This is a genomic window from Mycoplana ramosa, from assembly GCF_041930185.1.
Lineage (GTDB): Bacteria > Pseudomonadota > Alphaproteobacteria > Rhizobiales > Rhizobiaceae > Mycoplana > Mycoplana ramosa.
The window spans coordinates 221,133-246,920 of the sequence record NZ_JBHEEW010000006.1; the positions used below are offsets into that span (position 1 = coordinate 221,133).

The 25,788-nt window shown below is 63.7% G+C and carries 26 protein-coding genes; 21 read left to right on the forward strand and 5 right to left on the reverse strand.

Features of this window, described 5'->3' with window-relative positions; genetic code table 11:
- Positions 1 to 15 precede the first annotated feature (15 nt).
- From JNC62_RS09905 to JNC62_RS09925, 5 genes are all read left to right on the forward strand, one after another.
- Entirely contained in the window at positions 16 to 1,173 is a 1,158-nt protein-coding gene (locus JNC62_RS09905; protein ID WP_374838278.1) for an ABC transporter substrate-binding protein, read from the forward strand.
- Between the two features lie 10 nt (positions 1,174 to 1,183).
- Entirely contained in the window at positions 1,184 to 2,035 is an 852-nt protein-coding gene (locus JNC62_RS09910; RefSeq protein WP_374838280.1) for an ABC transporter permease, read from the forward strand.
- A 9-nt stretch (positions 2,036 to 2,044) separates the two neighbouring features.
- Positions 2,045 to 2,851: an ABC transporter permease gene (locus JNC62_RS09915; protein WP_374838282.1), complete on the forward strand. Its 807-nt coding sequence runs from the start codon at positions 2,045 to 2,047 to the stop codon at positions 2,849 to 2,851.
- Positions 2,852 to 2,871: 20 nt separating this feature from the next.
- On the forward strand, positions 2,872 to 3,630 hold the full coding sequence (locus JNC62_RS09920) for an SDR family NAD(P)-dependent oxidoreductase (protein WP_374838284.1): 759 nt from the start codon (positions 2,872 to 2,874) through the stop codon (positions 3,628 to 3,630).
- Between the two features lie 212 nt (positions 3,631 to 3,842).
- The gene (locus JNC62_RS09925) at positions 3,843 to 4,166 is read left to right on the forward strand and encodes a c-type cytochrome (protein WP_374838286.1); all 324 of its coding nucleotides are present in this window, start codon (positions 3,843 to 3,845) and stop codon (positions 4,164 to 4,166) included.
- Positions 4,167 to 4,221: 55 nt separating this feature from the next.
- Here the strand turns inward: JNC62_RS09925 and JNC62_RS09930 are convergent, their stop codons facing one another.
- Positions 4,222 to 4,668, reverse strand: coding sequence for a universal stress protein (locus JNC62_RS09930; protein WP_374838288.1), 447 nt, complete (start codon positions 4,666 to 4,668; stop codon positions 4,222 to 4,224).
- A gap of 205 nt (positions 4,669 to 4,873) precedes the next feature.
- Here JNC62_RS09930 and JNC62_RS09935 point away from each other — a divergent pair, with 205 nt between their 5' ends.
- The 6 genes from JNC62_RS09935 (at position 4,874) to JNC62_RS09960 (ending at position 11,811) form a co-directional block, all read left to right on the forward strand.
- Complete coding sequence (locus JNC62_RS09935; RefSeq protein ID WP_374838290.1) at positions 4,874 to 5,530, forward strand: TetR/AcrR family transcriptional regulator; 657 nt, start codon at positions 4,874 to 4,876, stop codon at positions 5,528 to 5,530.
- A gap of 249 nt (positions 5,531 to 5,779) precedes the next feature.
- The gene (locus tag JNC62_RS09940; RefSeq protein WP_374838292.1) at positions 5,780 to 7,033 is read left to right on the forward strand and encodes a sarcosine oxidase subunit beta family protein; all 1,254 of its coding nucleotides are present in this window, start codon (positions 5,780 to 5,782) and stop codon (positions 7,031 to 7,033) included.
- Positions 7,034 to 7,042: 9 nt separating this feature from the next.
- Positions 7,043 to 7,327: a sarcosine oxidase subunit delta gene (locus JNC62_RS09945; RefSeq protein ID WP_374838293.1), complete on the forward strand. Its 285-nt coding sequence runs from the start codon at positions 7,043 to 7,045 to the stop codon at positions 7,325 to 7,327.
- Positions 7,308 to 10,115: a 2Fe-2S iron-sulfur cluster-binding protein gene (locus tag JNC62_RS09950; RefSeq protein ID WP_374838295.1), complete on the forward strand. Its 2,808-nt coding sequence runs from the start codon at positions 7,308 to 7,310 to the stop codon at positions 10,113 to 10,115. The genes JNC62_RS09945 and JNC62_RS09950 overlap by 20 nt, the downstream gene beginning before the upstream one ends.
- Positions 10,108 to 10,638 (forward strand): sarcosine oxidase subunit gamma family protein, encoded by a 531-nt coding sequence (locus tag JNC62_RS09955; RefSeq protein WP_374838296.1) that lies wholly within the window; start codon positions 10,108 to 10,110, stop codon positions 10,636 to 10,638. The genes JNC62_RS09950 and JNC62_RS09955 overlap by 8 nt, the downstream gene beginning before the upstream one ends.
- Positions 10,639 to 10,695: 57 nt before the next feature.
- Complete coding sequence (locus JNC62_RS09960; RefSeq protein ID WP_374838297.1) at positions 10,696 to 11,811, forward strand: ABC transporter substrate-binding protein; 1,116 nt, start codon at positions 10,696 to 10,698, stop codon at positions 11,809 to 11,811.
- 289 nt (positions 11,812 to 12,100) lie between these two features.
- On the opposite strand, the gene JNC62_RS09965 is transcribed toward JNC62_RS09960, so the two are convergent.
- On the reverse strand, positions 12,101 to 13,300 hold the full coding sequence (locus JNC62_RS09965; RefSeq protein ID WP_374838298.1) for an ROK family transcriptional regulator: 1,200 nt from the start codon (positions 13,298 to 13,300) through the stop codon (positions 12,101 to 12,103).
- A 205-nt stretch (positions 13,301 to 13,505) separates the two neighbouring features.
- Here JNC62_RS09965 and JNC62_RS09970 point away from each other — a divergent pair, with 205 nt between their 5' ends.
- From JNC62_RS09970 to ku (JNC62_RS10005), 8 genes are all read left to right on the forward strand, one after another.
- Positions 13,506 to 14,744: an extracellular solute-binding protein gene (locus tag JNC62_RS09970; RefSeq protein WP_374838300.1), complete on the forward strand. Its 1,239-nt coding sequence runs from the start codon at positions 13,506 to 13,508 to the stop codon at positions 14,742 to 14,744.
- Between the two features lie 154 nt (positions 14,745 to 14,898).
- On the forward strand, positions 14,899 to 15,783 hold the full coding sequence (locus JNC62_RS09975) for a carbohydrate ABC transporter permease (RefSeq protein ID WP_374838302.1): 885 nt from the start codon (positions 14,899 to 14,901) through the stop codon (positions 15,781 to 15,783).
- Entirely contained in the window at positions 15,783 to 16,628 is an 846-nt protein-coding gene (locus tag JNC62_RS09980) for a carbohydrate ABC transporter permease (protein ID WP_374838303.1), read from the forward strand. Before JNC62_RS09975 ends, JNC62_RS09980 begins: the two co-directional genes overlap by 1 nt.
- Before the next feature lie 7 nt (positions 16,629 to 16,635).
- Complete coding sequence (locus tag JNC62_RS09985; protein ID WP_374838305.1) at positions 16,636 to 17,652, forward strand: SIS domain-containing protein; 1,017 nt, start codon at positions 16,636 to 16,638, stop codon at positions 17,650 to 17,652.
- Positions 17,652 to 18,581 carry a PfkB family carbohydrate kinase gene (locus JNC62_RS09990; protein WP_374838306.1) on the forward strand — a complete coding sequence of 310 codons (930 nt, stop codon included), beginning with the start codon at positions 17,652 to 17,654 and terminating at the stop codon, positions 18,579 to 18,581. Before JNC62_RS09985 ends, JNC62_RS09990 begins: the two co-directional genes overlap by 1 nt.
- The gene (locus JNC62_RS09995; protein ID WP_374838308.1) at positions 18,578 to 19,648 is read left to right on the forward strand and encodes an ABC transporter ATP-binding protein; all 1,071 of its coding nucleotides are present in this window, start codon (positions 18,578 to 18,580) and stop codon (positions 19,646 to 19,648) included. The genes JNC62_RS09990 and JNC62_RS09995 overlap by 4 nt, the downstream gene beginning before the upstream one ends.
- A 346-nt stretch (positions 19,649 to 19,994) precedes the next feature.
- A complete protein-coding gene (gene ku, locus JNC62_RS10000) occupies positions 19,995 to 20,861 on the forward strand; it encodes a non-homologous end joining protein Ku (RefSeq protein ID WP_374838395.1) in 867 nt (288 codons plus the stop codon).
- 4 nt (positions 20,862 to 20,865) lie between these two features.
- Entirely contained in the window at positions 20,866 to 21,678 is an 813-nt protein-coding gene (ku, locus tag JNC62_RS10005; RefSeq protein ID WP_374838309.1) for a non-homologous end joining protein Ku, read from the forward strand.
- A gap of 278 nt (positions 21,679 to 21,956) precedes the next feature.
- Here the strand turns inward: ku (JNC62_RS10005) and JNC62_RS10010 are convergent, their stop codons facing one another.
- A complete protein-coding gene (locus tag JNC62_RS10010) occupies positions 21,957 to 22,142 on the reverse strand; it encodes a hypothetical protein (protein WP_374838311.1) in 186 nt (61 codons plus the stop codon).
- Between the two features lie 310 nt (positions 22,143 to 22,452).
- On the opposite strand from JNC62_RS10010, the gene JNC62_RS10015 reads away from it, so the two are divergent.
- Together JNC62_RS10015 and JNC62_RS10020 are read left to right on the forward strand one after the other, a co-directional pair.
- Entirely contained in the window at positions 22,453 to 22,755 is a 303-nt protein-coding gene (locus JNC62_RS10015) for a PRC-barrel domain-containing protein (RefSeq protein ID WP_374838313.1), read from the forward strand.
- Between the two features lie 77 nt (positions 22,756 to 22,832).
- Positions 22,833 to 23,102 carry a DUF2934 domain-containing protein gene (locus tag JNC62_RS10020; protein ID WP_374838315.1) on the forward strand — a complete coding sequence of 90 codons (270 nt, stop codon included), beginning with the start codon at positions 22,833 to 22,835 and terminating at the stop codon, positions 23,100 to 23,102.
- A 174-nt stretch (positions 23,103 to 23,276) separates the two neighbouring features.
- Here JNC62_RS10020 and JNC62_RS10025 read toward each other — a convergent pair whose 3' ends face one another.
- The gene (locus JNC62_RS10025) at positions 23,277 to 23,462 is read right to left on the reverse strand and encodes a hypothetical protein (protein ID WP_374838317.1); all 186 of its coding nucleotides are present in this window, start codon (positions 23,460 to 23,462) and stop codon (positions 23,277 to 23,279) included.
- 245 nt (positions 23,463 to 23,707) lie between these two features.
- Positions 23,708 to 25,486 carry a putative bifunctional diguanylate cyclase/phosphodiesterase gene (locus JNC62_RS10030; protein ID WP_374838318.1) on the reverse strand — a complete coding sequence of 593 codons (1,779 nt, stop codon included), beginning with the start codon at positions 25,484 to 25,486 and terminating at the stop codon, positions 23,708 to 23,710.
- Positions 25,487 to 25,788 lie beyond the last annotated feature (302 nt).

The window sequence follows — 25,788 nt, forward strand, 5'->3', positions numbered from 1 at the left end:
ACTGGGAGGACATCGATGACTGACAACAGCGGGCATATCACGGCAAAGGAGTTCCTGGAGCGGCTAGAGAGCTACCGCAAGGGCTCGATTTCGCGGCGCCATTTCCTCGGGGTCACCGGCCTCGGGCTTGCCACTTCGGTTCTGGCCGGCGCCATGCCCGGCCTTGCATCCCGCGCCCGGGCGGCCGGCAATATCGGCGACCGCGTGGTCATCGCCACCTGGCCGAACTATCACGATCCGGCCGATTTCGAGGCCTTCAAGGCCGCCACCGGCTGCGCCGTGGACATGAACGTCTTCGGATCGAACGAGGAGATGCTGGCCAAGCTCCAGGCCGGCGGCACCGGCTGGGACGTGGTGGTGGCGACCAACTACACGATTACCACCTATGTGGGCGAGGGGATCATCGAGGAGATCGATCTGTCGCGGCTGCCGAACTACGACAAGACGGCGACCGATCCGCGCTTTGCCGGTCCCGGGATCGTCGACGGCAAGACCTACGCCATCCCGCGCAACGTCGGCACCACCGGCTTCTGCCTCAATACTGCCGATTTTTCCGGAACCCGGCCCACAAGCTGGAAGGAGTTCTGGGACCTGACGAAGGGCGAGCTTTCCGGCCGCTCGATCGTGCATGACTACCAGCTTACCGCCATTGGCAATGCGCTGAAATATTTCGGCTATTCCTTCAACTCGGTCGATCCGAAGGAACTGGAAGATGCCGAGAAGCTGCTGATCGAAGCCAAGCCGCATCTCTTCGCCATCACCTCGGATTACCAGCCGCCGATGCGCTCGGGCGATGCCGCCATGTCGATGTGCTGGACGGGCGATGCGACCCAGCTTCACCGCGACATACCCGAGATCGTCTATATCCTCGGCAAGGAGGGCGGCGAGATCTGGTCGGACTTCTTCACCATCCCCGCCTCGGCGCCACACAAGGACGCTGCCTATGCGCTGATCGACTTCCTGCTCGAGCCGAACATGGCGGCAAAGGAAGCCCAGTTCCATGGCTACGCCACCGGCGACAGCCGCGTGGATGCGCTGCTGCCGGCCGAGATGCGCGAAAGCGAGATCCTCTATCCGGCAGCCGAGCTTCTCAACGCACTGGAGTTCGGCGCGGCGGTCACCATGACCAACCCGCAGCGCGCAGAAATCCTCGCGCGCTTCAAGTCGGCCTAAGGAGCGGGACGTGCGACCATCCCTGCGCACCACCCTGTTTCTGGCTCCGGCCACGGCCTGGCTCCTCGCCATGTTGGTGTTGCCGCTGGTGGTGGTCGTCGTCTTCAGCTTCGGCGAAAGAGGGGCCGCGGGCGGTTACGTCCCGGCCTTCACCTTCGACAACTACCTCAATCTCGGCGCCCGCTGGGCGGCGTTCAGGAATACGCTGACGCTCGCCCCGCTCGGCACGGTGCTGTGTCTGCTGATCGCCTATCCGCTGGCCTATTTCCTGGCGCAGAAGGCCCATCCGCGCTGGCGCACCGCGCTTCTGATCCTGGTGATCGTGCCGTTCTGGACCTCGATCCTGATCCGCTCGTATGCCTGGATCCAGATTCTCGGCGGCAACGGCCTGCCGCGGCTCATCGGCGAGCTCGGTTTCGACCGGCCCCGCTTCATCAACACGCCGTTCGCGGTGATGGTCGGCATCGTCTACGGCTATCTGCCGCTGATGGTGTTTCCGATCTATGTGGCGCTGGAAAAGCTCGACCGGCGCCTGCTGGAAGCCTCGAGCGATCTCGGCAGCCCGCCCTGGCGCACCTTTCTCCAGGTGACGCTGCCGCTGTCGCTTGCCGGCGTGGCGACGGGCTCCATGCTGGTCTTCATCCTGCTGATGGGCGAATTCCTCATCCCCCAGCTTCTCGGCGGCGGCAAGGTCTTCTTCGTCGGCAATGCACTGGTCGACCTGTTCCTGCAATCGCGAAACTGGCCCTTCGGTGCGGCGATGGCGGCAACGCTGGTGCTGGTGATGCTGGTGACGGTGTCGCTCTATCTGCGCAGCCTGCGGCGGCTGTCCGGCGGGCGCGACGACGTGGCATTGATGTAGGGGATAGCGATGCGACTCTATGCTCTCGCGGTCTACCTGTTCCTCTATATCCCGATCGGGGTGATCGCGCTCTTTTCGTTCAATGCCGGGCGCCATGCCGCACAGTTCAGCGGCTTCTCGCTGCAGTGGTACGGCAAGACGCTCGCCAACCCCTTCGTGGTCAACGCCGTCAAGACCAGCTTCACCGTCGCCGTCACCTCGGCGCTGCTGGCGACCCTCTTCGGCACGCTGGCGGCGGTCGCCCTGCAGGGCGTGCGCGGCCGGCTGCGCCTCTTTTATGACGCGCTGATTTATGTGGCGGTGATGGTGCCGGGAATCGTCATCGGCATCGCCACGCTGATCGCGCTGGTGACGGTGTTCGACACACTCAACCCGCTTCTTGCCACGCTATTCGGCCCGGAGAACCCGGTCCAGCTCGGCCTCGGCAAGGGTTCGCTGATCGCAGCCCACGGCCTCTTCACCATGGCGCTGGTCATCATCATCGTGCGTGCCCGGCTGCAGGGCATGGACCGCTCGCTGCTCGAGGCCTCCGCCGATCTCGGCGCGCCGCCGATGCGCAGCTTCGTCCAGATCACCCTGCCGCAGATCGCGCCTGCGGTGCTGGCCGGCTTCCTGCTGGCTTTCACCTTCAGCTTCGATGATTTCATCATCGCCTTCTTCGTCGCCGGATCCGAAACCACCCTGCCGATCTACGTGTTTTCGTCGATCCGGCGCGGCGTGACGCCGGAAATCAACGTCATCGGCACACTCGTTCTGGCCGCGTCGCTGCTCAGCCTGATCACCGCGCAGGTGGTCATGCGTCGGCGCAGCCATTGAGACCCTGGGAGTTTTCAAAAATGCAGCTGAAAGATCGTGTCGCGCTGGTGACGGCGGGGGGATCGGGCATCGGCCGGGCGGGGGCGCTCGCCATGGCGCGCGAGGGCGCCCATGTCGTCGTCACCGATCTTGTCGCCGACCGCGCGGCGGGGGTGGCCGCAGAGATTACCGCGGCCGGCGGGCGGGCGGAGGGTTTCGGACTCGACGTGCTGGACGACGCCGCGCTGGAGAGGGCGATTCTTGCCGCTGCCGAGCGCTACGGCCGCCTCGACGTCCTGCATTCCCATGCCGGCGTCCAGGTGCCGGGCCGGCTGGACCAGGTCGATGCCGGCCAGATGGACCTTTCCTGGCGGCTCAACGTCCGGGCGCATTTCGTCGCCGCCAAGGCGGCGATGCAGGTGATGGCGCCGCGCCGTCAGGGCTCGATCATCATCACCTCGTCGAATTCGGGGGTGCAGTATGATCGCGAGATGATCGCCTATTGCACCACCAAGCATGCGGTCATCGCCATGGTGCGCCAGATCGCGGTCGACTTCGCCCGTCACAATGTGCGCTGCAATGCGCTGTGCCCGGGTTTCGTCGACACGGTGTTCAATGCGGGCTTCGAAGTGCAGATGGGCGGGCGCGCGGCGCTCGAGGATTACGTCCGCGATGCCATTCCGATGGGTCGCTTCGGCTCGGCCGAGGAGATCGGCGAGGCGATCCTCTACCTTGCCTCGGAGAAGTCCGCCTTCATGACCGGCCATGCGCTGGTGATCGACGGGGCCGAAAGCCTGTAGGCGTCGCCGATTTTCGCCTTTCAATGACGACGAATCGAAATGACCGCAAATGCGCAGCACCGCTGGTGCGCGCATCGTGCCGGCCGCACCCAAATTTCTGCTTGGAAAGCCCACCAAGCGGATAAGAATTGAAATGTACGGAATGCAATCATAGCGTAATGGTAGCAGGCGGCTGGGACCGCGGTGAAAAAAACGAGTTGAGGTGGCTGCCAATGAAACGAATTCCGGGCTCGCGGTGTGCCGTCGCCATCACCCTCCTCTTGACGATGGCCGGAGAAAGTGCGGCGGCCGATCCAGCCCGGGGCCGCGACATCGCCGAGCGCTGGTGCAGCGCCTGTCACGTCGTTGCACCCGGACAACTTCGCGGCTCCGATACCGTCCCGACATTCGCCCAGATTGGGAAATCCGATAAATTTGACGAGGCTGGCCTGTCCGTGTTCCTGGCCGCACCGCACCACTCACGGATGCCAAATCTGTCACTCACGCGATCCGAGATTGCGGATCTCGTTGCCTACATCAGGGCAACAAAGCCCTAGCCGCGAAGGCTGAGGGGCTGAGGCGACCGGCGCCAGGCCGATACTGCCAATGTTTCTACCGGATGACCAGGACGGGAACGGTGGTATTCACCAGCACCTCAGCTGTCTGACTTCCGAGCAAGACCTTCTGCAGACCGCGCCGGCCGTGGGAAGACATCACGATCAGATCACAACCCTTGAGCTTGGCGAACCTGACGATGGCTTCGGCGGGGGAACTGTCAATTTCATGGGTCAGTTCCACTGCGACGCCGTGCTCGGACGCGCGCTGCTGGATGAAGGCAAAGCGCTCCTTCATGATTGCATCGATCTGCTGGTCATAGCGTGAAACGGGATCATCGATGCCGCCCATGCGGGCTGCGCTTGCCATCTCCGGACGCAGCGGTTCGGATACCGACAAAACCGTGCATTTCGCCCCGAGGGGCCTGGCCAGTGACAGACCGTGTTCCAGGCCCTTGCGGGCGAGGTCGGAGCCATCGGTAGCGATCAGAATGTGCCTGTACATTTGCCCTCTCCGGTTGAAATTCCATCGGTATTCTGCACGACACTGATCCGAAAACAAGCGTGTGCCCTGCCACTTCCGGGCCCCGCGATATGTCCGGGACGGCCTGTGCGCCCCGCTTGATATCCGTTTGGCATTGGGCAACATGGCATTCCAGACCGCTGGATGGCGGCGATAGGATCGGCCGAGGGGGGAAATGGTGAGTGCAATGACGCCTTCGGGCGCAAGAAAACGCGCCACCACCAGGCAGGCTGCCGGCCGCATGACGCGCGAGGCCTGGATCGAAGCGGGCATCGCGGCGCTCATCGAAGCGGGCATCGCCAACGTGAAGATCCAGGTCATGGCCAAGACGCTGGCGGTGTCGCGGTCGAGCTTTTACTGGTTCTTTGCCGACCTGCAGGAACTGCACCGGGAACTGGTCGAATACTGGCTTCGTAAGAACACCAGCCCGATCCTCGAGCGTGCCCTTCGCCCCGCACCGACCGTCACGAAGGCGGTGTGTCACATTTTCGAGTGTTGGGTTGATCCGAGTCTCTTTGACCCGCGCCTCGACGCCGCCGTGCGATCCTGGGGACAGGTGGACGCGGCCGTGCGTGGGGTTGTCGACCAGGCCGATGACCAGCGTGTCGACGCCCTCACGCGCATGTTCCTGCGCTATGACTATCAGCAACCCGAGGCCTTCATCCGGGCCCGGGTTCTTTATTTCACGCAGATCGGTCACTTCACACTCGGTATGCGTGACGACCGTGAAATCCGGCTGCGTCTCTTGCGCCCCTACCTCCTCAGTTTCACCGGCCGCCAGGCATCGGATGCCGAGGTCCAGGCGTTTGAAACATGGATGCGGCGCGTACAGCCGGACGGCTGATTATGGGCATATCTGTACGTCTGGATATTAGGAAGTTTGTGCATCAACACGTTTTTTAGGCCATTAAAGGCGCGCGTCTGGCAGCTATCTTGTAGACATTTGTGTCCAGAGATATTAGCGGTAGTCCGAAGTCGAGCGCAGCGGGCTTGACCGACCGGTTCCTTCACTCATGGGGCAGCGTATGAAGCAGCATTCGGCCTTGTCATCTTACCGCTGCGCACCCGTGCGCGCGGACTCGGGTGTTTTGCGATGACACGGCGCTACTCTGCTTTTTCGCTCTTCAAGGAGGGCCTCAGGGGCCAGAAGGGATGGCAGCAGGCCTGGCGTTCACCGGAGCCGAAGCCGCGCTACGATATTCTCATCATCGGCGGTGGCGGCCATGGGCTGGCGACGGCCTATTACCTCGCCAAGACGCACAACATTCGCAACGTCGCGGTTATCGAGAAGGGCTGGCTCGGCGGCGGCAACACGGGACGCAACACGACCGTCGTCCGCTCGAACTACTTCTTCCCGGAAAGCACGGCGCTCTATGATCTGGCGCTCCATCTCTACGAGACGCTCGGCCGGGAGCTGAACTACAATATCATGCTCTCCCAGCGCGGCATCGTCACGCTCGCCCACAGCGAAGCGGAGATGGAGATGGCGGCGCGGACCGTCAATGCCATGCAGATCAACGGCACGGATGCCGAGTTGTTCGGAGTCGAGGACGTGCGCCGCGTTCTGCCGCTTCTGAATTTTTCGCCGGAGGCGCGGTACCCGGTGTTCGGCGGCGTCTGGCAGGCCAGGGCAGGCACGGCGCGGCACGATGCGGTCGCGTGGGGCTATGCCCGCGCCGCCGACAGGCTAGGGGTCGACATCATCCAGTCCTGCGAGGTGGAGGAATTTCTGATCGAAGGCGGGCAGTGCCGCGGCGTGAAGACCAGCCGTGGCGAGATCCGTGCCGAGCGGACCGGCATGGTCGTCGCCGGCCATTCCTCACATCTCGCGGCCAAGGCCGGCTTCCGCCTGCCGATCACCTCCTATGCCCTGCAGGCCTGCGTATCCGAGCCGATCAAGCCCGTGCTAGACACCGTCGTGCTGTCTCCCGGAACCGGGACCTATGCCAGCCAGTCGGACAAGGGCGAACTCGTTCTCGGTGGTGCGCTCGACCGTGTGCCCTCCTATGGCCAGCGCGGTAACCTGCCGGTGCTGGAGGACGTCATCGCCGGTCTCCTCGAAATGTTCCCAACGTTTCGCCAGCTCCGACTGATGCGGCAATGGGCGGGCATTGTCGATGTGACGCCGGACTCCTCGCCCATTCTCGGCGAAAGCCCGCTGCCTGGCCTCTTTCTCAACTGCGGTTGGGGAACGGGTGGCTTCAAGGCCATTCCCGCCGGCGGTACGCTGCTCGCCCATCTGCTGGCGACGGGAAAACATCACGATGTCAGCCGCCCCTTCGATCTCGACCGTTTTTCCCGCGGGCGATTGATCGATGAGGCCGCCGGCTCCGGAATCGCGCACTAGGAGGCCACCATGCAGCTTTTCCCATGCCCCTTCTGCGGGCCGAGGAGCGAGAGCGAATTTCACTTTGGGGGCGACGCCGGCAACCATCGCCCCGAGGGGTTTCGCGAGGTGACGGACGGTGAATGGACCGCCTACCTCTACGAGCGCAACAACCCGCGCGGGGCTGCAAACGAAATCTGGATGCACATGGCCTGCGGCGAAGTGTTCCGCATGGAACGCGACACCGTGGATCACCGCGTGGCGCAGTCCTCTGCGCTTGGGGAAGGAGGCGGCAATGACGGCATGGCGCACTGATGGCGGCACGGCGATCGACCGGTCGCGGCCGCTCGCCTTCACCTTCGACGGCCGCGTGATCGAGGGTTTTGCCGGCGATACGGTCGCCTCGGCGCTTCTCGCCGGCGGCGTTCGCGTGGTTGGCCGCAGCTTCAAATATCACCGTCCGCGCGGCCTGTGGGGCGCCGGCGTCGAAGAGCCGAACGCGCTTGTCGACATCGCCGGCGGCATGCCGAACACGCGCGCGACACAGGCGCTCGCCCTCGAGGGTCTCGTGGTGCGGAGCGTGAATGCCGAGCCGAGCGCGGAGAACGATCGCCAAGCCTTCCTCGACGCCTTCTCGCGCTTCATCCCGGCCGCCTTCTACTACAAGACATTCATGTTCCCCGATTGGCACCTCTTCGAGCCGCGCATCCGGCAGATGGCAGGCCTCGGGAGGCTGGACGAGACAGCAGCACGACCTGCCTTCGCTGAGCAGATCAACCATCATTGCGACCTGCTGGTGGTTGGTGCCGGGCCCTCGGGTCTGCTTGCCGCCCGCAACGCGGTGCGCGCCGGACAGCGCGTCGTGCTGTGTGACGACGGCCGGCAGGCGGGGGGAAGCCTGCTTTTCCGCGCAGCGACCATCGAGGGCAGGCCCGGAGCCGAATGGGCATCGGATGTCGCCGCCGAACTGGAGCAGGCCGGAGCCCTGGTGCTGACCGGAACGACGGCTTTCGGCATCTATGACCACCGCCTCGTCGGCCTTAACCAGAAGGGTAGGGAGGGTGCGCCGGATCGACTGTGGCGGGTTCGCGCCCGGTCTATCGTGCTCGCCACCGGCGCGATCGAGCGACCACTGCCCTTCGGCAACAACGACCTTCCCGGCATCATGTCGGCCGAGGCCGCGTTGATCTACCTCCGCCGCTTCGGCGTCGTTGCCGGCCGCAAGGTCGTCCTTGCGACGAACAACGGGCTCGCCTGTGAGACGGCCGAAGCGCTGGCGGCGGCCGGCGCCGATGTTACGATCGTCGACTACCGCAGCGATGCCCGGTCACCCGCCGGTGTGCGGGTGCTGGAGGGCCTGACCGTCACAACCGCGATCGGCCGCGCTGCGGTCAATGCTGTGAAACTTTCCGATGGCACGATCCTGCAAGCGGACACCGTGCTCGCCTCGGGCGGCTTCATACCGACAGTGCATCTCTATTGCCAGGCGCAGGGTAAACTCGACTGGCGCGATGATATCCTCGCCTTCGTTCCCGGCCGGGCGGTCGAGGGCGTCGAGGTGGTTGGCGCTGCTGCCGGTCACTTTGGCCTGCCGGCTGCGCTTGCAGAGGGCTCGGGCCGGGACTTTGGCATCGTGGCGGCCTGGCCGAAGCCGGGCGCGAAGGAACGTGTCTGGATCGACCTGCAGAACGACGTCACGGCCAAGGATGTTGAACTGGCGGTGCGGGAGAATTTTGTCTCCGTCGAGCACGTGAAGCGCTACACCACGCTCGGCATGGCGACCGACCAGGGCAAGACCTCCAATGTCAACGGCCTGGCGTTGATGGCGGAACTGACCGGCCGGCGCATTCCCGAGGTGGGTACGACGACCTATCGTCCGCCCTTCACGCCCGTGCCGCTCGCCTCCTTCGCCGGCGCCCGCTCCGGTACGCGCATGGCCCCGCTGCGCCGCCTGCCGCTCGAAAACCTCCATCGGGCCGAAGGCGCCGTGTTCCGCGAATATGGCGGCTGGCTGCGGCCGGCCTTCTACGGCGCGGGGGCCCCGGAGGAGCGCATTCAGGCCGAAGCCAAGGCCGCGCGGGAGGGCGTGGCACTTTTTGACGGCTCGCCGCTCGGCAAGATCGAGGTGATCGGCCCGGATGCCGCGCCCTTCCTCGATTTCATCTATTACAACACCATGTCGACGCTGGCCCCCGGCCGCTGCCGCTACGGCTTCATCCTGACCGAGGCCGGCAACATCTACGACGATGGCGTCCTGATGCGGCTCGATGACAACCGCTTCGTCGTCTCCTGCTCCTCCTCGCATGTGGCGGGCGTGCACGCGTTGCTGGAGGAATGGCGGCAGGATCGTTTCGACCGCCGGCGCGTCTTCATTCACAACGCGACCGCCGCAATGGCGACGCTGACGGTCACCGGCCCTCGGGCACGGGCGCTGATGGAGACCATCGGCCTCGGGCTTGCGCTCGACGACACGGCGCTGCCGCACATGGCCGTCGTCTCCGGCGTATTCGAAGGGGTTGCGGTGCGGATCGCCCGCATCAGTTTCACCGGGGAGCGCTCCTACGAGATCTCGGTGCCTGCCGACCGCGCCGCCGCACTGTGGGCAAGGCTGAGGCGGGCGGGCGAGGCTTTCGGCGCAAGCTTGCTCGGCCTCGAGGCGCTGATGATCCTGCGCGCGGAAAAGGGCTATGTCGTTATCGGCAAGGATACCGACGGCACCAGCCGGCCGATGGATTTCGGCCTCACTCAGCCGCTGGAACGCAAGAAGGTGGAATTCATCGGCCGCCGCTCGCTGATCACCGAGGACGCCACCCGTTCGGATCGTCGACAGTTCGTCGGGCTGGAGCCGGTCGACGGCGAGGGCGTGCTGCCGACCGGCGCGCACGGGATCGAGCGCGAGGCGGGCAGTGTTCGCAGCACTGGCTATGTCACGTCGAGCTACTTCAGCCCAGCCCTGCAAAGGCCAATCGCGCTCGGGCTGATCGAGCGTGGCCTGTCCCGTATGGGCGACGTCATCGAACTGCAGCACCTGCGGGACATCAGGCGGGCGCGCATCGTCCCCCCGTGCGCTTTTGATGAGGAAGGGAGCCGCCTCCATGCTTGATCTCGCCGGAAAATGGCAGCCCGAGCCGGACTGGGCACAGGCCCGCCTCACCGCCCGCACCATCGAAGTGCGCGCCGTTACCGGCGTGCCGCAGCGACTCGTCAGCGGCGAGATCGACCGATTCCTCGTCCGCTACGGTCTCGACAGGGATGTCGGCGCGCTTGGGCTTGCCATCGGTGACCGTTATGCGGTGCGTGTCGCCCGCGATCGGTTGCTCGTTGTTGGACTGTCAGCTTCTGATTTGCGTGATGGTTGGTATGATGAGGGCTATGCGATCTCGAACGTCAGTTCCGCCTTGCGCCTCTTCGAAGCGAGGGGGGAGGGCGTTCGTGATCTTCTGGCGCGCGCGACGACGGTCGATCATGACAATCCCGGGCCTTGCGCCGCGATGCCGTTTGCCGGCGTGATGGGCACCCTATACCGGCACGGCGACGCCAGATGCCTGCGAATTCATGTGGATCGGGGGCTTGCCGCCTACCTCTGGGAGTGGTTCCAATGCCAACCACTCTTTTTGCAAGAGTAGGTTCATTTCTGGAAGGAGCGACCCGCACTGATGCGGGCACAAAAGGGAGTTGAGACAATGAGAAGAATTCTGATCCTCGGCACGGCGCTCGGCCTGCTCATGGGCACAGCGGCGCGGGCGGAAGACCTGACCTTCGCCGTGGCCGGTCCGCTGACGGGACCGCTCGCCACGATCGGCGACCAGTTCAGGCAGGGGGCGCAGGCCGCCGCCGACGCCATCAACGCCAAGGGTGGCGTGATGGGCCGGCAGATCAAGCTGCAGTTCGAGGACGACCAGTGTGATCCGAAGCAGGCCGTCTCGGTCGCCAACCGCATTACCGCAGCAGGGATCCAGTTCGTCGACGGTCACGCCTGCTCGGGCTCGAGCATCCCGGCCTCGGCCGTCTACGCCGAGAACGGCACGCTGATGATGAGCCCGGCCTCCTCCAACCCGGTCATGACGGATGATGCGGCCGCCAAGGGCTGGACCAACATCATGCGCCTCTATACCCGCGACGATGCCCAGGGCGCCTTCATCGGTCCGTGGATCGCCAAGGAATATGCCGGCAAGAACGTCGCGGTCCTGCACGACAAGACAGCCTACGGTCAGGGTGTTGCCGACGCGGTTCGCGCCACCATGAACGACAGCGGCCTCACGGAGGTCCTCTATGACGGCATCAATGCCGGCGAGAAGGACTACAACGCGCTGGTGACGAAGCTGAAGGACGCCAAGGTCGACGTCGTCTATTTCGGCGGCTACCATCCGGAAGCCGGCCTGATCCTGCGCCAGGCCGCCGAGCAGAACTACAAGTTCCAGTTGATCATGCCCGACTCGATCGCTTCGCCGGAATTCTGGCAGGTCGCGGGGCCAGCCGGCGAGGGCACGATGTTCGTCTTCCCGTCCGATCCCCAGGCCAAGCCCGAGGCGAAGGAAGCCGTCGAGAAGATCCAGGCCGGCGGCTTCAAACCGGAAGGTTTCACGCTCTTCTCCTACGCCGTGATCCAGGCGTTTGCCCAGGGCATCGAGCGTGCCGGCTCGGATGATCCGACCAAGGTCGCCGAGGCACTGAAGAACGGCCAGCCGATCGATACCGTCGTTGGATCCGTAACCTTCGACGAAAAGGGCGACCTGAAGAACGCCAGCTACGACATCAACCGCTGGAGCAACGGCAACTACGCCCCGATCGCACAGTAAAAAACGCTGCGAAGCGAACGAGAGGAAGAGGCCCGGCCAACAGCCGGGCCCGACCGCTACAACTGTCGGTTCGGGTTGGTCCGGCGAAAATGCCACGTCTCGTTGGGGCGGATGGAGAGGGGGACGCCCTCCACCGCATGAACCCGGCCGCTGCACACGCCCGAGTAGACCCGCCGCGCAAGCGCACCTGCAGATCGCTGACGGTCGAGCGAGGTCATCGGCTCCTGGACGATCATAGCCAGGCAATTGGCCGCGATGTCCTGCACAGCGTTGCCAGTGCGCTTGCGGCCTATTTCATGATGGCGGAGAAACGCGGATCAAAAGCGCGACCAATGCGCTCGGCAGCTGCTCCAAGCGCCACCGACCAAGGATCTGTCATGCCGAGCTGGAGGCGTGGGTGGCTTCTTCCGGGCCGGTCGGCGATGGATGGCAGCAATGGTTCCATCGCTGCGAGCAACTGGCGGGCCAGTGCTTCCGGTGCGCCGCCGCAGACGATCACAGTCTGCGGGTCGAAGATCGTCTCGATCAGGTGGACAGCCCAGCGCAGGTCGCGGGCGGCATGCGAGATCCATTCCAGCACACGAGGGTCGTCCTTGGCCGCAAGCCGGCCGATCTCGTCATGGATGCCAGGCGCGGCGGGATCGATGCCGAGGTGCAGGTAAAGCGAGGCCAGTGAGGCACGATGCTCGAGCGCCGTCCGTGTCGGATCGGCCGCCGAAAGCAGGGCCATGCCGATCTCGCCGGCATTGCCATTGGCGCCGCTATAGAGTTCCGAATTCAGGATCAACCCGGCGCCGATGCCGTAGCCGAGATAGAGGCACACGGCATTGTCCAATCCGTGGGCAGCGCCGACCATCCGCTCCGCAGTGGCGCAGGCGGCGGCATCGTTCTGCAGGCCGACATTCAGTCCGGTGCGCTTGGCCAGCGTCTCGCGCAGCGGAAACTTCTGCCAGGCCTCCATCATCCATTGATCGTTGTCGGCCCCTTCGACACCAAAGGGGCCGGGCATGGCGACGCCGAGCCCGACGAGGCGCTTTTCCGATTCGGCGGCAACCCGGACGAGTTCGCCCCGCACGCCGGCGATCAGGTCGAACAGGACCTCTGTGCCGCTCGCCGGTCCGCCGGCAGGCAGGTCGGCCTCCGCCCGTGCCAACTGCGTGCCCACGAGATCGACCGCGACCGCCCGCGTCACGTACCGGTCGATCTGCAGGCCGATCGCAAATGCACCCGATGGAACGAGAGCGTAGGGTGTGGACGGTTGTCCACGGCCCTTGCGAACCGTCTCCTGCGGCACGACCAGACCGTCGCGTTCCAACTCCTCGATGATGTTGGACGCCGTCTGCTTCGTCAGGCGTGTGGCCCGGGCAAGGTCGGCGCGGGAAAGCGCGCCGTTCACCCGCAGCGCTTCGATCATCACCCGGCGGTTATGGGCGCTCGTGCCTTCATGGTTCGTGCCGCTCTTGGCACGGATCTGCCGTGGGTCGGTCATCCCGCAATTCCTCTTGACAGGACTAAAAGACTGGGAAAGATTTAAGTCAAGTTATTTGACTTAATGAGGAGTCGAAAGAACTCCAGGGAACCGGTTCCGGCCGATACGGCAGGATTGACTGCTGTGTCGGCGCTCCGTTCGCGGGGTGTCGCCGCCGCTTTTCGCGGCACCGGTGTTTGTCGCGCTTGAAAACTAGGAGGTAGAGATGTCGAATTCGATCACCAAAGCCCTTATCGGGGCGGCGCTGTTGAGCGCGTCCTTCGCTCACCACGCTTTTGCCGAAACCACTCTGAACGCGCTGTTCATGGCCCAGGCCGCCTACAGCGAGGCGGACGTGCGGGCCATGACCGAGGCGTTCACCAAGGCCAATCCCGACATCAAGGTCAATCTCGAGTTCGTCCCCTATGAGGGCCTGCACGACAAGACCGTGCTGGCCCAAGGCTCCGGCGGCGGCTACGACGTGGTGCTGTTCGACGTGATCTGGCCGGCCGAATACGCGGCCAACAACGTGCTCGTCGACATCTCTTCGCGAATCACCGACGAGATGAAGAAGGGCGTGCTTCCGGGCGCCTGGACGACCGTGCAGTATGACGGCAAATCCTACGGCATGCCGTGGATCCTCGACACCAAGTACCTGTTCTACAACAAGGAAATCCTGGAGAAAGCCGGCATCACGGCACCGCCGAAGACCTGGGATGAACTGGCCGAACAGGCAAAGATCATCAAGGACAAGGGTCTCCTGCAAACCCCGATCGCCTGGAGCTGGTCGCAAGCGGAAGCTGCGATCTGCGACTATACCACGCTCGTCAGTGCCTATGGCGGTGAGTTCCTGAAGGACGGCAAGCCGGCGTTCCAGAGCGGCGGCGGGCTGGACGCGCTGAACTACATGGTCAGCAGCTACAATTCTGGACTCACCAACCCGAACTCCAAGGAGTTCCTCGAAGAAGACGTCCGCAAGGTGTTCGAGAACGGCGAAGCCGCCTTCGCGCTGAACTGGACCTACATGTACAACCTCGCCAACAGCGGCGCGGACAGCAAGGTCACCGGCAAGGTCGGCGTCGTTCCCGCGCCCGGCGTTGCCGGCAAGAGCGACGTGTCGGCCGTCAATGGCTCGATGGGGCTCGGCATCACGGCGGTGAGCAAGCATCCGGACGAGGCCTGGAAGTACATCGTCCACATGACCTCGCAGGAAACGCAGAACCAGTATGCCAAGCTCAGCCTGCCGATCTGGGCCTCCTCCTACGAGGATCCGGCGGTGACGCAGGGCCAGGAAGAGCTGATCGCCGCGGCCAAGCTCGGCCTTGCAGCCATGTATCCGCGCCCGACGACGCCGAAGTACCAGGAACTGTCGACCGCTCTGCAGCAGGCGATTCAGGAAGCGCTGCTCGGCCAGGCTTCCGCCGAGGATGCGCTGAAGTCGGCTGCGGAAAACAGCGGCCTGTAAGCCAGATACGAGGAATGCGGGCGGCGCTCGCCGCCGCCTGCAGGCGCCCCAGAGGGGTGCTTGTTTTGACAGGACTGCGCCGGACGCGATCCGCTTCGGGACCCAGATCGGCCCGATGGACCGCGACCGGTCGCATTGAGGGAAGGGCTGCCCGATGACCGGCACCTGGATGACGACCCGCGCATGGCTGCTGATGGCGCCTCTGCTCGCGGTCATGATCGCCGTGATCGGCTGGCCGCTGATAGACACCGTCGGGCTGTCCTTTACCGATGCCAAGCTCGTCGGAACGGGCGGCAATTTCGTCGGTGTGGAAAATTACACGAAGATGCTGTCGAGCACGAACTTCCAGCGCACGCTGGTGACGACGGCATGGTTCGCGGTCGTCTCCGTTGCGGCCGAAATGGTGCTCGGCGTTCTTGCAGCTCTGCTGCTGAACCAGGAATTCCGTGGCCGCACCGTCCTGCGCGCGCTGATGATCCTGCCGTGGGCTCTGCCGACTGTCGTCAACGCCACGCTGTGGCGGCTCATCTACAATCCGGAATACGGCGCTCTCAACGCCGCCTTGACGCAGATCGGCCTATTGGACAGCTATCGCTCATGGCTCGGCGAGCCCGGCTCGGCCTTGACGGCGCTGATCGTTGCCGACTGCTGGAAGAACTTCCCGCTGGTGGCGCTGATCGCGCTGGCCGCCCTGCAGGCGGTGCCGCGCGACATCACCGCCGCTTCGCTCGTCGACGGTGCCGGCCCGTTTTCCCGTTTCCGTTTCGTCATCCTGCCCTATCTCGCCGGCCCCCTGATGGTGGCGCTGGTGTTGCGCACGATCGAGGCCTTCAAGGTCTTCGATATCATCTGGGTGATGACGCGCGGCGGGCCGGCAAACAGCACGCGTACGCTGTCGATCCTCGTCTACCAGGAGGCGTTCTCGTTCCAGCGAGCCGGTTCTGGCGCCTCGTTGGCGCTGATCGTGACCCTGATCGTGACGGTTCTGGCGCTGGCCTATGCGGCGCTGGTGCGCAAAACCGCGGGAAGTGCCGCCTGATGGAACGACAGAGTTTTGCTTTCTCCGTTTTTATCCACCTTGCGGCGCTGCTGCTCGCCGCGGTCATCCTGGCGCCGCTCGTCTGGCTGTTCGTCATGAGCATTTCGCCGGCAGCCGATCTGTCCGCCAAGCCCTTGCGCTGGTGGCCGCAGGCGGCCGATTTCTCGCGTTACCAGTTGCTGTTGTCGACGGTGGCGAACAGCGCGGGCGCAGCCTTCACGGCGTCATTGCGCAACAGCCTTATGGTGTCCGGAATGGCGACGGTCGCAGCCATCGCTTTTGCCATCCCCGCCGGTTGGGCCGTGTCGCGCACACCCGCGCTCAACTGGTCGCTGTCGATGGTGATTGCCACCTACATGCTGCCTCCGGTGGCGCTTGCCGTCCCGCTTTACATGGGCCTGTCCTATCTCGGGCTGCTGAACAACGTGTTCGGGCTCGCGCTGGTCTACCTGACTATCCTTGCACCCTTCACCACCTGGCTGATGAAGTCCGGCTTCGACACGATTCCGCGCGAAATCGAAGCCGCGGCGATGATCGACGGCGCCAGCCTCTGGCAGACGCTGCGGATCCTCACGCTGCCACTCGCCGCGCCGGTCGTGGCGACGTCGGCCTTGTTCGCGTTCCTGCTTGCCTGGGACGAGTTCTTCTACGCGCTGTTGTTCACGTCCGACCAGCGTGCCAAGACCCTGACGGTCGCCATTGCCGATCTGGCCGGCGGCCGCGTTTCCGATTACGGCCTGATCGCGACCGCCGGTGTGCTTGCCGCCCTGCCACCGGTGCTGATCGGGTTTCTCATGCAACGCGCCCTGATTTCCGGGCTGACCAGCGGCGGCGTCAAGGGATGACCAGGTTATGACGGAACAAAAAACGCGCCCGGCCGGGCTTGTCGCGATCGATCGGGAAATGGCGCGGCAGCGCGCCGATGCCATCGCCTCCTTTGGCAATGCGCGCGACATGGCGATGACGATCGCCGCCTCGCTTCGGCGCACCGGCCGGCTGCTGCTGCTCGGCATGGGCGGTTCGCATGCGGTCGGCCGTACCGTCGAACCGCTCTACCGTGCGCTCGGCATCGACGCGGTTGCCCTGCCGCTTTCCGAGCAACTCGGCCAGCCGCTGCGGGTCGATGGCAGCACCATCCTGCTGACCTCCCAATCGGGCGAGAGCGCCGAGGTGCTGCGCTGGTTCGCCGAGACCGGAGGGACGCCGGAAACCTTCGGGCTGACGCTGGAGGCGAGCTCCTTTCTTGCAAGAAGCGCGCCCTGCCTCGTCGGCGCCGGCGGCACTGAGCTTGCGTTTGCCGCCACCCGGAGCCTGACGATCAGCTTTGCCCTGCACCTCGCCGTGCTCGCCGCCCTGGGAGACGACCCGGCGGCCGCGCTCGCCGCGCTGGAGACGGCGCAGGAGCCGGACATTTCCGACGCCGTGGCAGCACTGGCCGAGGTCGACGCCGTTGTCACGTCCGGCCGCCGGCTTCAGGGCGCCGCTGAGGCGCTGGCGCTGGGCCTGATAGAACTGTCCCGCCGTCCCTGCTTCTCGCTGGAGGGTGGCCAATTGCGTCACGGGCCGATGGAGATGCTGGGGCCCAAAGTCGGCGTCGTGCTCTTCCGCGGCAATGATCCGACCGGCGGTCTCGTCGCGGCGATGGCCGCATCCGCGGCCCAGACCGGCGCACCGGTCGTGGTCTTCGACGCATCCGGCGAGGCGGCGGTTCCGGGAACGGTGACGCTCGCCTTCAAGCCGGCAACCGGGCTGGCGGCGACGCTTGCGATGTTGCCCGTCGCGCAGCGCCTGATGATTGCCTTTGCCTGGCAACGGGTGGACGATGTCGGCACGCCGGTTCGCACCACCAAGATCACGCGGAGCGAATGATGCGGCCGCTTGCAGTCGTCGGCAACGTCAATGTCGACCTGATCCTCGGGCCGGCCGCGCCCTGGCCCAAGGCGGGCACGGAGATCATCGTCGATCATGACGAACTTCGCGTTGGCGGTGCTGCCGGCAATACCGCGCTCGCCTGGGACGGACTCGGCGTTGAGTTCGCGATCGCCGCCAATGTCGGCTCTGACCAGTTCGGCCGCTGGCTCAAGGAGGGCTTCGGCGCGCGCGCGGACAAGTGGCCGGTGCGGCCGGAAGGGACGACGTTGTCGGTCGGCATCACCCATCCTGACGGCGAGCGCACCTTCTTTACCACCCGCGGACATCTGGCGCGCCTCAATCTTGGCGACGTGCTGTCGGTGCTGGAAGGTCCCGCGCTCAGCGGCGGCTATACGCTGGTTTGTGGCTCGTTCCTCACCGACGACCTGACGGCCGACTATACCGCCTTCTTCGACTGGGCGGACCGGCACGGCATTGCCGTCGCACTCGACACCGGTTGGCCGCTCGAAGGCTGGACCGAGGCGAACAAGGCGGCCGCACGAGGCTGGCTGTCCCGCTGCCGCATCGCCATCCTGAACGAGGTGGAATCGACGACGCTCACGGATACGGTCGATCCGGCGGCGGCTGCGGAAAAAATCCGCGCCCTCATGCCGGACGGTGCGACCGTCGTCATCAAGCGCGGTCCGGACGGCGCGATTGCGCTCGGTTCCGACGGCGTACTCCTGTCGCAGGCGGCACCGGCTGTCACCGTGGTCGACACGATCGGCGCGGGCGATGTCTTCAACGCCGGGTTCCTGGCGGCGCTTGCGAGAGACGAGCCGCTCGCGGCCTGCCTGAAAGCCGGGACCGATCTCGCCTCGCACGCCATTTCCACCCTTCCGCGCAGCTATGGCGGGTCTATTCACTTCGGGGAGACGACGCCGTGAGCGCGCTGGAAATCGTAAACGTCCGCAAGGCTTATGGCGACGTCGAGACGCTGAAGGGCATCGACATCACGCTGCAGAACGGCGAGTTCCTGGTGCTGCTCGGCAGTTCCGGTTGCGGCAAGTCGACCCTTCTCAACATCATTGCGGGCCTTGCGGAGGCGACCGGCGGAGACGTGCGCATCGGCGGGCGATCGGTGCGCGGCGTGCATCCGAAGGATCGCGACATTGCCATGGTGTTCCAGTCCTACGCGCTCTACCCGAACCTGTCGGTTCACCGCAACATCGGCTTCGGGCTGGAGATGCGAAAGGTGCCGGCGACCGAGCGTGACCGGGCCGTGCGTGAGGTGGCGAAGCTCCTGCAAATCGAAAACCTGCTCGACCGCAAGCCCTCCCAGCTTTCGGGCGGCCAGCGCCAGCGCGTGGCGATCGGCCGGGCGCTGGTGCGCAAGCCGGAGGTGTTCCTGTTCGACGAGCCGCTCTCCAACCTCGATGCGAAGCTGCGCATGGAGATGCGCACCGAGTTGAAGCGCCTGCACCAGATGCTGCAGACGACGATGGTGTATGTCACGCACGACCAGATCGAGGCGATGACGCTGGCGACCCGGATCGCGGTGATGCGCGACGGGCGGATCGAGCAACTTGGCACGCCGGAAGAAATCTACAACCGGCCGGCGACGCTCTATGTTGCGACCTTCGTCGGTGCGCCGCCGATGAACCTCCTCAAGGTCACGCCGACAGGCGGTTTGCTGATGCTCGGCGACACCGCGTTGCCGTTGCCCTCCGAACGTTACGCGCTTCTCACGGAGGGCCAACCTCTCGTCCTCGGGATCCGGCCTGAGGCACTACAGCCAGGTCGCGGCCCCGGTATCGCCATCGATGCCCGCGCCGAGGTGGTGGAACTCACCGGACCGGAGCTCGTCGTCTCTGCAGATGCGGGAGGGCAGCGGATCGTCGCCTGCCTGCCGTCGCGGTCGCGGGTGGAACCGGGAGAGGTGCTGAGCCTTTCCTTCGACGCAGACATGATGCACCTGTTCGATGCGGACACCGGCCGAAGGATCGGAGGGTGAGATCAACCGCCGCGACAGCAGGCAAAGCGAGGTTTCGCGCACGCATCGATCGGGCGTAGGCCGCAATACGCCGCGTGACGCCATTCAGTCGGACGGCCTCAAGCCGGCGTCAGAACCGCGTCTGGTGCCCCGGCCATCATCCGCGCTGCCAAGGCTAGTCGTTCCATGAGGCGCGCGAAGCAACCGACGCGCGCCAGATCGGCCCGTATGATCGAATACTTTGGCCCAGCGAGGCGAGGCAAACCGCGCTTTCGAATCGGCGGTCCCGATTCGGCCACAATCTAAGTCCCGAATCTGGAAACCAAACAGCTCGAGCACCGTTTCTTGTTCCGTGGAGGTACCAAGTATGGCGCGGGCATTATGGAAGGGCTTTTTGACCTTCGGCGTGGTGACTTTACCGGTCATCCTGTACACCGCCGTCTCCTCGGCGGAGCGGGTGAGTTTCAGTATCATCAACCGTCGGACCGGCAACAAGGTTCGCCGAGAATACGTGGATAGCGGCAGCGGCGAGCCCGTCGAACGTGACGCCCAGGTGAAGGGCTATGAGTTCGAGAAGGACCAGCACATCATCATTGAACCGGATGAGATCGCCGCGGTCGCTCCCGAGAGCGACAAGACGATGCGCATCTCGGACTACATTCCCAATTCGGAAATCGACACCGTTTTTCTCGACAAGCCTTACTATCTGATACCTGACAAGGCCGGTGAGGAGGCGTTCGTCCTGTTGCGTGACGCCATGGTGCGATCCGGCGTGGCCGCAATCGCCCGGGCCGTGCTTTTCCGGCGATTGCGGACACTCCTGATCCGCCCGCACGGCAACGGTCTGATCGCGTCGACCATGAACTTTGACTACGAGGTCAGGTCCGCCGAGGAGGCGTTCGAGCAGGCGCCCAAGGTTCACATTGAAGGTGAGATGCTTGAGCTGGCAAAGCACATCATCGCGACCAAGAAGGGAAGTTTCGATCCCAAGACCTTTGAAGATCGTTACGACCGCGCTTTGATGGAACTCGTGCAGGCCAAGGCGGAAGGCAAAACGATCACGCCGCCGAAGGCGGCGAAGGTGGAGCAGGCCGGTAGCCTGCTCGAGGCGTTGCGCGAGAGCGCAGGCGTGACGGGAAAACGAAGACCGAAAACCGCCGCCAGGTCGCGGTCGACAGGCGCTGCAAAGGCAGGACGGAAGACAGGAACCGGCGAACGTAGAAAGGCTGGCTAGGCAGATGGCGGTGCGCCCATACTGGAAAGGATACCTGAAGCTGTCGCTCGTCACGTGCCCCGTCGCGATGTCGCCCGCCACGAGCGAATCCGAAAAGGTACGGTTTCATACGATCAACAGAGAGACCCACAACCGCGTCGTTTCCCACTACGTGGACAGCGTCACGGGCAAGGAGGTCGCCGATGAGGACGAGGTCAAAGGCTTTGACCGCGGCGGCGAGTATGTGCTCCTGGAGGACGAAGAACTCCAGTCTGTCAACCTCGAGAGCGTGAGGACGATCGAGATCAGCACGTTCGTCCCGAGAGAGAGCATAGACTGGATCTGGCTGGACAAGGCGCACTACCTGGTTCCGGACGACAAGGTCGGTGAAGAGGCGTTCGCCGTCATCCGCGATGCGATGGCGGCCGAAGACGTCGTCGGCATCTCGCGCCTTGTCATCGGCCGCAGGGAGCATGCGATCATGCTCGAGCCACGCGGCAATGGCATCATCGTGTGGACCTTGCACTACGGCGACGAGGTTCGCGGCGAAGACGAGTATTTCGATCGCATCAAGGCCGATGCGGCCCCTGAACTTCTCGGGGTTGCCCAGGAGGTGATCCAGAGGCAGACGAAGCACTGGTCCCCGTCTTTCGTGAAAGATCCGATGCAGGAGAACCTGCTGAAGATCATCGCGGCGAAGAAGAAGGGCCTGAAGAAGGTTGCCAAACCGATCGAACTTCCGGCGGCCGCCAAGAGCAACGTGGTCGACTTGATGGCCGCGCTGAAGAAGAGCCTCGAAGGCGGCGGAAGGAAATCGCCCGTCAAGGCGAAACGCTAGTCTGATAAGGCGCGCAAGCAAAAAGAAACCCGCCGAGGCGGGCAAGTTTACCCTGGGAGGAAACGCATACAATTTATTTTATTTAAATTAGGATGCGCTTATGCGGTAAATAAATCGTAAAGGGCAGAAGCTTCTCAGATAACAGCATCGTATGTTCAACTGCCATCAGATCCCTTGTGTCATTCGAAAAGAGCCTGGCGGCATGTGAGCGGCTGTAGTGCTGCTCGGCGCCGGAGGCGAGTGGGCGCCGACCTGTTCGCAAGCGCCCAGTCGGTCGTCTATTGTCCCGCGAGTTTCTCGAGTTCGTTCCGGGAGATCACCCGCTCCGGGTGGCGATCGTCGGTGATGTGGCGATAGCGGAGCTCCTCCATGTGCGGCATCGTCAGTGCCTGTCGAAGTGTCATGATGCCAAGTGGGATGCGTCCGCCGGCTCGCGCCGCGGCGACCTCAATGATCTGATGCATTGTGCTTTTCTCCCTTGTGCCCGAGGAAAATGCCGGAGTTTAGGGGCGATTTGATGGCGCAACGGCGACAAGGTGCGGTTTCTCGAATCGATCGGCGGCGACGAGGCATATGGAAAATGCGGCCGTCGCTTCGGCCAAAGGTTTCGAAGCGCGTGTTGCCGCGCCTGGCGCGATCAAAGAAACCGGATCGCCGCTCCTGAACCGGGATCAGTCCGATCCTTGCGCAACGCTTTCCCGCCGCCTTGACCGTAGGGAGAGGAACAAACGTCGTTCGGCCGGGTTATTTCTCTGATAGAATGGAGGATTGGAAATGGACCATAACAACCACGTTCGACTTGACGCCGCCGAGTTGACCCCGGCCGTCCTTGAAGGCGCGACGATCTATGATGCAGATGACAACGAGGTTGGCACGCTGGATCATGTTCACGGCATGGGAGCCGGCGGAACCGCGGTCGTGGACGTCGGAGGCTTTCTGGGCATCGGATCGAAGCCGGTCGCAGTTCCACTCAGCGATCTCGACTTCATGCGAGACGAAGACGGCGACGTCCATGCCGTCACGACGTGGACGAAAGATCAGCTGGAGGCGATGCCGGAACACCAAGATCCGGAATAGACCCCGGTCTGTTTCCGGGTCACGGCCGGCGCCCGATCGGGCGCCGGCCGCACGCACGCAGAAGGGCGGAGAGCACCATGAACGATGATCGCGAAGACAGAATCCGCAAACGCGCCCATGAACTCTGGGAAGCAGCCGGTCGGCCGGAGGGCAAGCAAGACGAACATTGGCTCCAGGCCGCACATGAAATCGACCAGGGCGAGGGCGAGATCGAAGGAGATGACGTCCCCAACCTGGAGGCTATGCGGGAAGCCGCAAGGCAACACACCGACACGTACATCGTGAAGACGGACCTCGAGGACGCGGACCAGCGCGAGGCGGCTCCCGGGACGCGCGAGCAGCCGTAGCGGGGTCTGCAGCCGACGGGACGGCCGAGAGGATCAGGCTGACGTCGGGAATGTCGGCGGCGAGTTGACCAGGCTCGTCGCCAACTGCCCACGCGTGCCTTCACAGGTATCCTGTTCGGCCCAGCCCATGGCGCATGGAGTCACCGCATCCATAGTCTGGTGCGGTGGCCGATCTTACTGCTGCTTTTGACCAGCGCTCCTGCCGTCAGAACGTTTGGAACGCTCTTCGAAGCGATCGGCACCCTTTTTCAATTCCGAACCCTTTTCAGCCTCTACCTTCCGCTCTTCCTCACGAGTGGCCTTGTGAAGTCCTCGCGCGCTTTCTTTGCCTCTTCCGGTGGGTGCATTCTCGACGCCCATGGTGCTTCCTCCGCTTTCGTAGAGTAACGGGGATCTTGCGGTCATTGTTCCGCATTGAGACGCATGGGCCAGCAAGTTCCGCCGACGACTTCTGATCCGGGCCTGCTATAAGGCTATCGGTCGACGAAAATCGCATGAAGAACAATAAAAACAATGGGAAATGGCGGAGCGGACGGGACTGTCATCGAACCTTCTCTCGCAGATTTACGAACGACCTCGCGCCAGTTCGCTTCCCAATCGATATTTTATCGAGGAGCTTTGTCTGACGTCTTGCTGTCTGAGGTCGTTCCTGCGAGCGCCTTGAAAACATCGGGCTCCACGGGCGCGCCGAAAAGGTAACCCTGACCAAAAGGGCAATTCATGGCCCTGATGGCATCCTTTTGGGCTTCTGTCTCGATTCCTTCTGCAACGATGTCGAGACCCAATTCCCGGCCAATCTCGATAGTAGCACCGACGATAATGCGCTTGGCGGGGCTCTGCGACATCTCACCGACCAGGCACCTATCAATCTTGATCTCGGTCAGCGGATATTGGCCGATATAGCGAAAGGATGAATATCCGACGCCGAAATCGTCAACCGACAGCCCGACCCTGAGTTCACGCAACTGATGAAATATCGCCATAAGTTTTGGCGTCTCCTCGGCCAGCATGCGCTCGGTGAGCTCAAGCGTCAGCCATGCGGGATCTGCACGGCTTTCGTTCACAGCGTCCTGAACGGAGGCGACAATGTCCCGGTGAGTGAGTTCGATGGCCGCGACGTTGACCGAAAAATGTAGCGGGGTCTCCCGGTGTCGGTTCACTTCGGCTGCAAAGCGAGCAACCTCGCATCGGCCCCAATGCCCGATATCAAGAATCAGCCCAGTGTCCTCGGCGAGTTCAATAAATCTGTCAGGACGCTGTAGTCCGAAGACCCCGTGGTTCCAGCGCAGCAGAGCCTCGGCCCCTATGAGCGCACCGGTGCGCAGGTCCACGCGCGGCTGGTAGTGGAACAGGAATTCCTTATTAGCAACTGCTTGCTGAAGTTCGTTTGTCAGGCGCTGCCGCTGAACGGAGCGGCGCTGGTCGACAGTATCGAACTCCTTGACTTCGCGAAGCCGCGTGCGCCGCGAGTGATGAAGTGCAGTTCCCGCTTGGCGGAGCAGGGATATGGCATTGTCGCCAGCCTGCCCGATCACGAAGCCAGTCGCGAACCTGACTTCGATGGAAGCGCCCGGAAGCGTAAACCTCTGGCCCAGTGCGATCCCTATCCTGTCTAGCCAGGCCACAGCCTGCTCGCGTCGGTCCACGATGCATGCGATGGCAAACTCGTCGCCTCCGGTCCGCGCGATCAAGTCCGGGCCAAGAGCCTGCAGCCGTTGTGCCGTCTGTTGCAGAAGAGCGTCGCCGACGTCGAATCCATAGCTTGTATTTATGTCCTCGAACTGCGCAACGTTGATCTTGATTATCACGGGCAACTGCACGGAGCGCATCGGCAACGCCTCCAACCGTTCCACAAAAGCATAGCGGTTCAAGCTACCTGTGAGCTGATCGTGGTGCTCGGCTTGATCGATGCGCTCGGCCGATAGATGCAGGTCGGTCACATCTCTGATGAGTCCCACGAGGTAGGTCATTTTGCCTTGAGCGGGCAGTGGAAAAAGTCGGATCGAATTCCAGAATAGGCGGCCGTCCTTGCGATAGTTTCGCAAGGTGACAGCGACAGGATTGAGTTCGCTGATCGCCTCCCGCATCCTTGCGATCTCTGGCTGAAGCCGGTCGCTCCCTTGCAGGTAACGGCAGTTCTTGCCGATCGCTTCGTTGCGGGAATAGCCAGTTATAGTCTCGAAGGCGCGGTTCGCATGGATGAGCGGCAGATTCGGATCGCTGGCGTCCGCAATGAGCACTCCCTCGTCGATCTCCTCAATCACCGCGCCAATGGCTTCGGCTGACATTCTGGCGAGTTCGTTCAGGTGCTCTGGCCGGGCACGTTCAGACTTTGCAAAATTCGGAAGAAAGCGATCGATAGCTGTGAATTTTTTGCCCGTCATGCGAACACCTTTTCGTCAGGTTGCGGCAATGTCCGAAGTCGCGCTGAAGGGCGCCGGAGCCCTCGGCTTGCCGCGCGGGCCGGAGCGGGATCGGGTCGTCGATCCTCCGCTTTTCCGAGGCGCACGCCCCTCGTATGCGGCCCCCCAATAGCGCAGCGCGACCGGCGGCGTAACTCGTGCGATTACGGGGTCGCTACCTCGTGGGGCTACGAGGATTGAGACCACAAGCAGCCGTGACGTCCTGCCGCAACTGGTGCTAAATTGTCGCTGAAATGGTTTGCAGAAGTGGTGCTATGCCCGGC

Bases quoted from the DNA above. Each gene is read 5' to 3' on its own strand.
- JNC62_RS09905 (WP_374838278.1), top strand. From the start codon at position 16: ATGACTGACAACAGCGGGCATATCACGGCAAAGGAGTTCCTGGAGCGG.
- JNC62_RS09915 (WP_374838282.1), top strand. From the start codon at position 2,045: ATGCGACTCTATGCTCTCGCGGTCTACCTGTTCCTCTATATCCCGATC.
- JNC62_RS09920 (WP_374838284.1), top strand. From the start codon at position 2,872: ATGCAGCTGAAAGATCGTGTCGCGCTGGTGACGGCGGGGGGATCGGGC.
- JNC62_RS09925 (WP_374838286.1), top strand. From the start codon at position 3,843: ATGAAACGAATTCCGGGCTCGCGGTGTGCCGTCGCCATCACCCTCCTC.
- JNC62_RS09930 (WP_374838288.1), bottom strand. From the start codon at position 4,668: ATGTACAGGCACATTCTGATCGCTACCGATGGCTCCGACCTCGCCCGC.
- JNC62_RS09935 (WP_374838290.1), top strand. From the start codon at position 4,874: ATGACGCCTTCGGGCGCAAGAAAACGCGCCACCACCAGGCAGGCTGCC.
- JNC62_RS09940 (WP_374838292.1), top strand. From the start codon at position 5,780: ATGACACGGCGCTACTCTGCTTTTTCGCTCTTCAAGGAGGGCCTCAGG.
- JNC62_RS09945 (WP_374838293.1), top strand. From the start codon at position 7,043: ATGCAGCTTTTCCCATGCCCCTTCTGCGGGCCGAGGAGCGAGAGCGAA.
- JNC62_RS09950 (WP_374838295.1), top strand. From the start codon at position 7,308: ATGACGGCATGGCGCACTGATGGCGGCACGGCGATCGACCGGTCGCGG.
- JNC62_RS09955 (WP_374838296.1), top strand. From the start codon at position 10,108: ATGCTTGATCTCGCCGGAAAATGGCAGCCCGAGCCGGACTGGGCACAG.
- JNC62_RS09960 (WP_374838297.1), top strand. From the start codon at position 10,696: ATGAGAAGAATTCTGATCCTCGGCACGGCGCTCGGCCTGCTCATGGGC.
- JNC62_RS09965 (WP_374838298.1), bottom strand. From the start codon at position 13,300: ATGACCGACCCACGGCAGATCCGTGCCAAGAGCGGCACGAACCATGAA.
- JNC62_RS09970 (WP_374838300.1), top strand. From the start codon at position 13,506: ATGTCGAATTCGATCACCAAAGCCCTTATCGGGGCGGCGCTGTTGAGC.
- JNC62_RS09975 (WP_374838302.1), top strand. From the start codon at position 14,899: ATGACCGGCACCTGGATGACGACCCGCGCATGGCTGCTGATGGCGCCT.
- JNC62_RS09980 (WP_374838303.1), top strand. From the start codon at position 15,783: ATGGAACGACAGAGTTTTGCTTTCTCCGTTTTTATCCACCTTGCGGCG.
- JNC62_RS09985 (WP_374838305.1), top strand. From the start codon at position 16,636: ATGACGGAACAAAAAACGCGCCCGGCCGGGCTTGTCGCGATCGATCGG.
- JNC62_RS09990 (WP_374838306.1), top strand. From the start codon at position 17,652: ATGCGGCCGCTTGCAGTCGTCGGCAACGTCAATGTCGACCTGATCCTC.
- ku (WP_374838395.1), top strand. From the start codon at position 19,995: ATGGCGCGGGCATTATGGAAGGGCTTTTTGACCTTCGGCGTGGTGACT.
- ku (WP_374838309.1), top strand. From the start codon at position 20,866: ATGGCGGTGCGCCCATACTGGAAAGGATACCTGAAGCTGTCGCTCGTC.
- JNC62_RS10010 (WP_374838311.1), bottom strand. From the start codon at position 22,142: ATGCATCAGATCATTGAGGTCGCCGCGGCGCGAGCCGGCGGACGCATC.
- JNC62_RS10015 (WP_374838313.1), top strand. From the start codon at position 22,453: ATGGACCATAACAACCACGTTCGACTTGACGCCGCCGAGTTGACCCCG.
- JNC62_RS10020 (WP_374838315.1), top strand. From the start codon at position 22,833: ATGAACGATGATCGCGAAGACAGAATCCGCAAACGCGCCCATGAACTC.
- JNC62_RS10025 (WP_374838317.1), bottom strand. From the start codon at position 23,462: ATGGGCGTCGAGAATGCACCCACCGGAAGAGGCAAAGAAAGCGCGCGA.
- JNC62_RS10030 (WP_374838318.1), bottom strand. From the start codon at position 25,486: ATGACGGGCAAAAAATTCACAGCTATCGATCGCTTTCTTCCGAATTTT.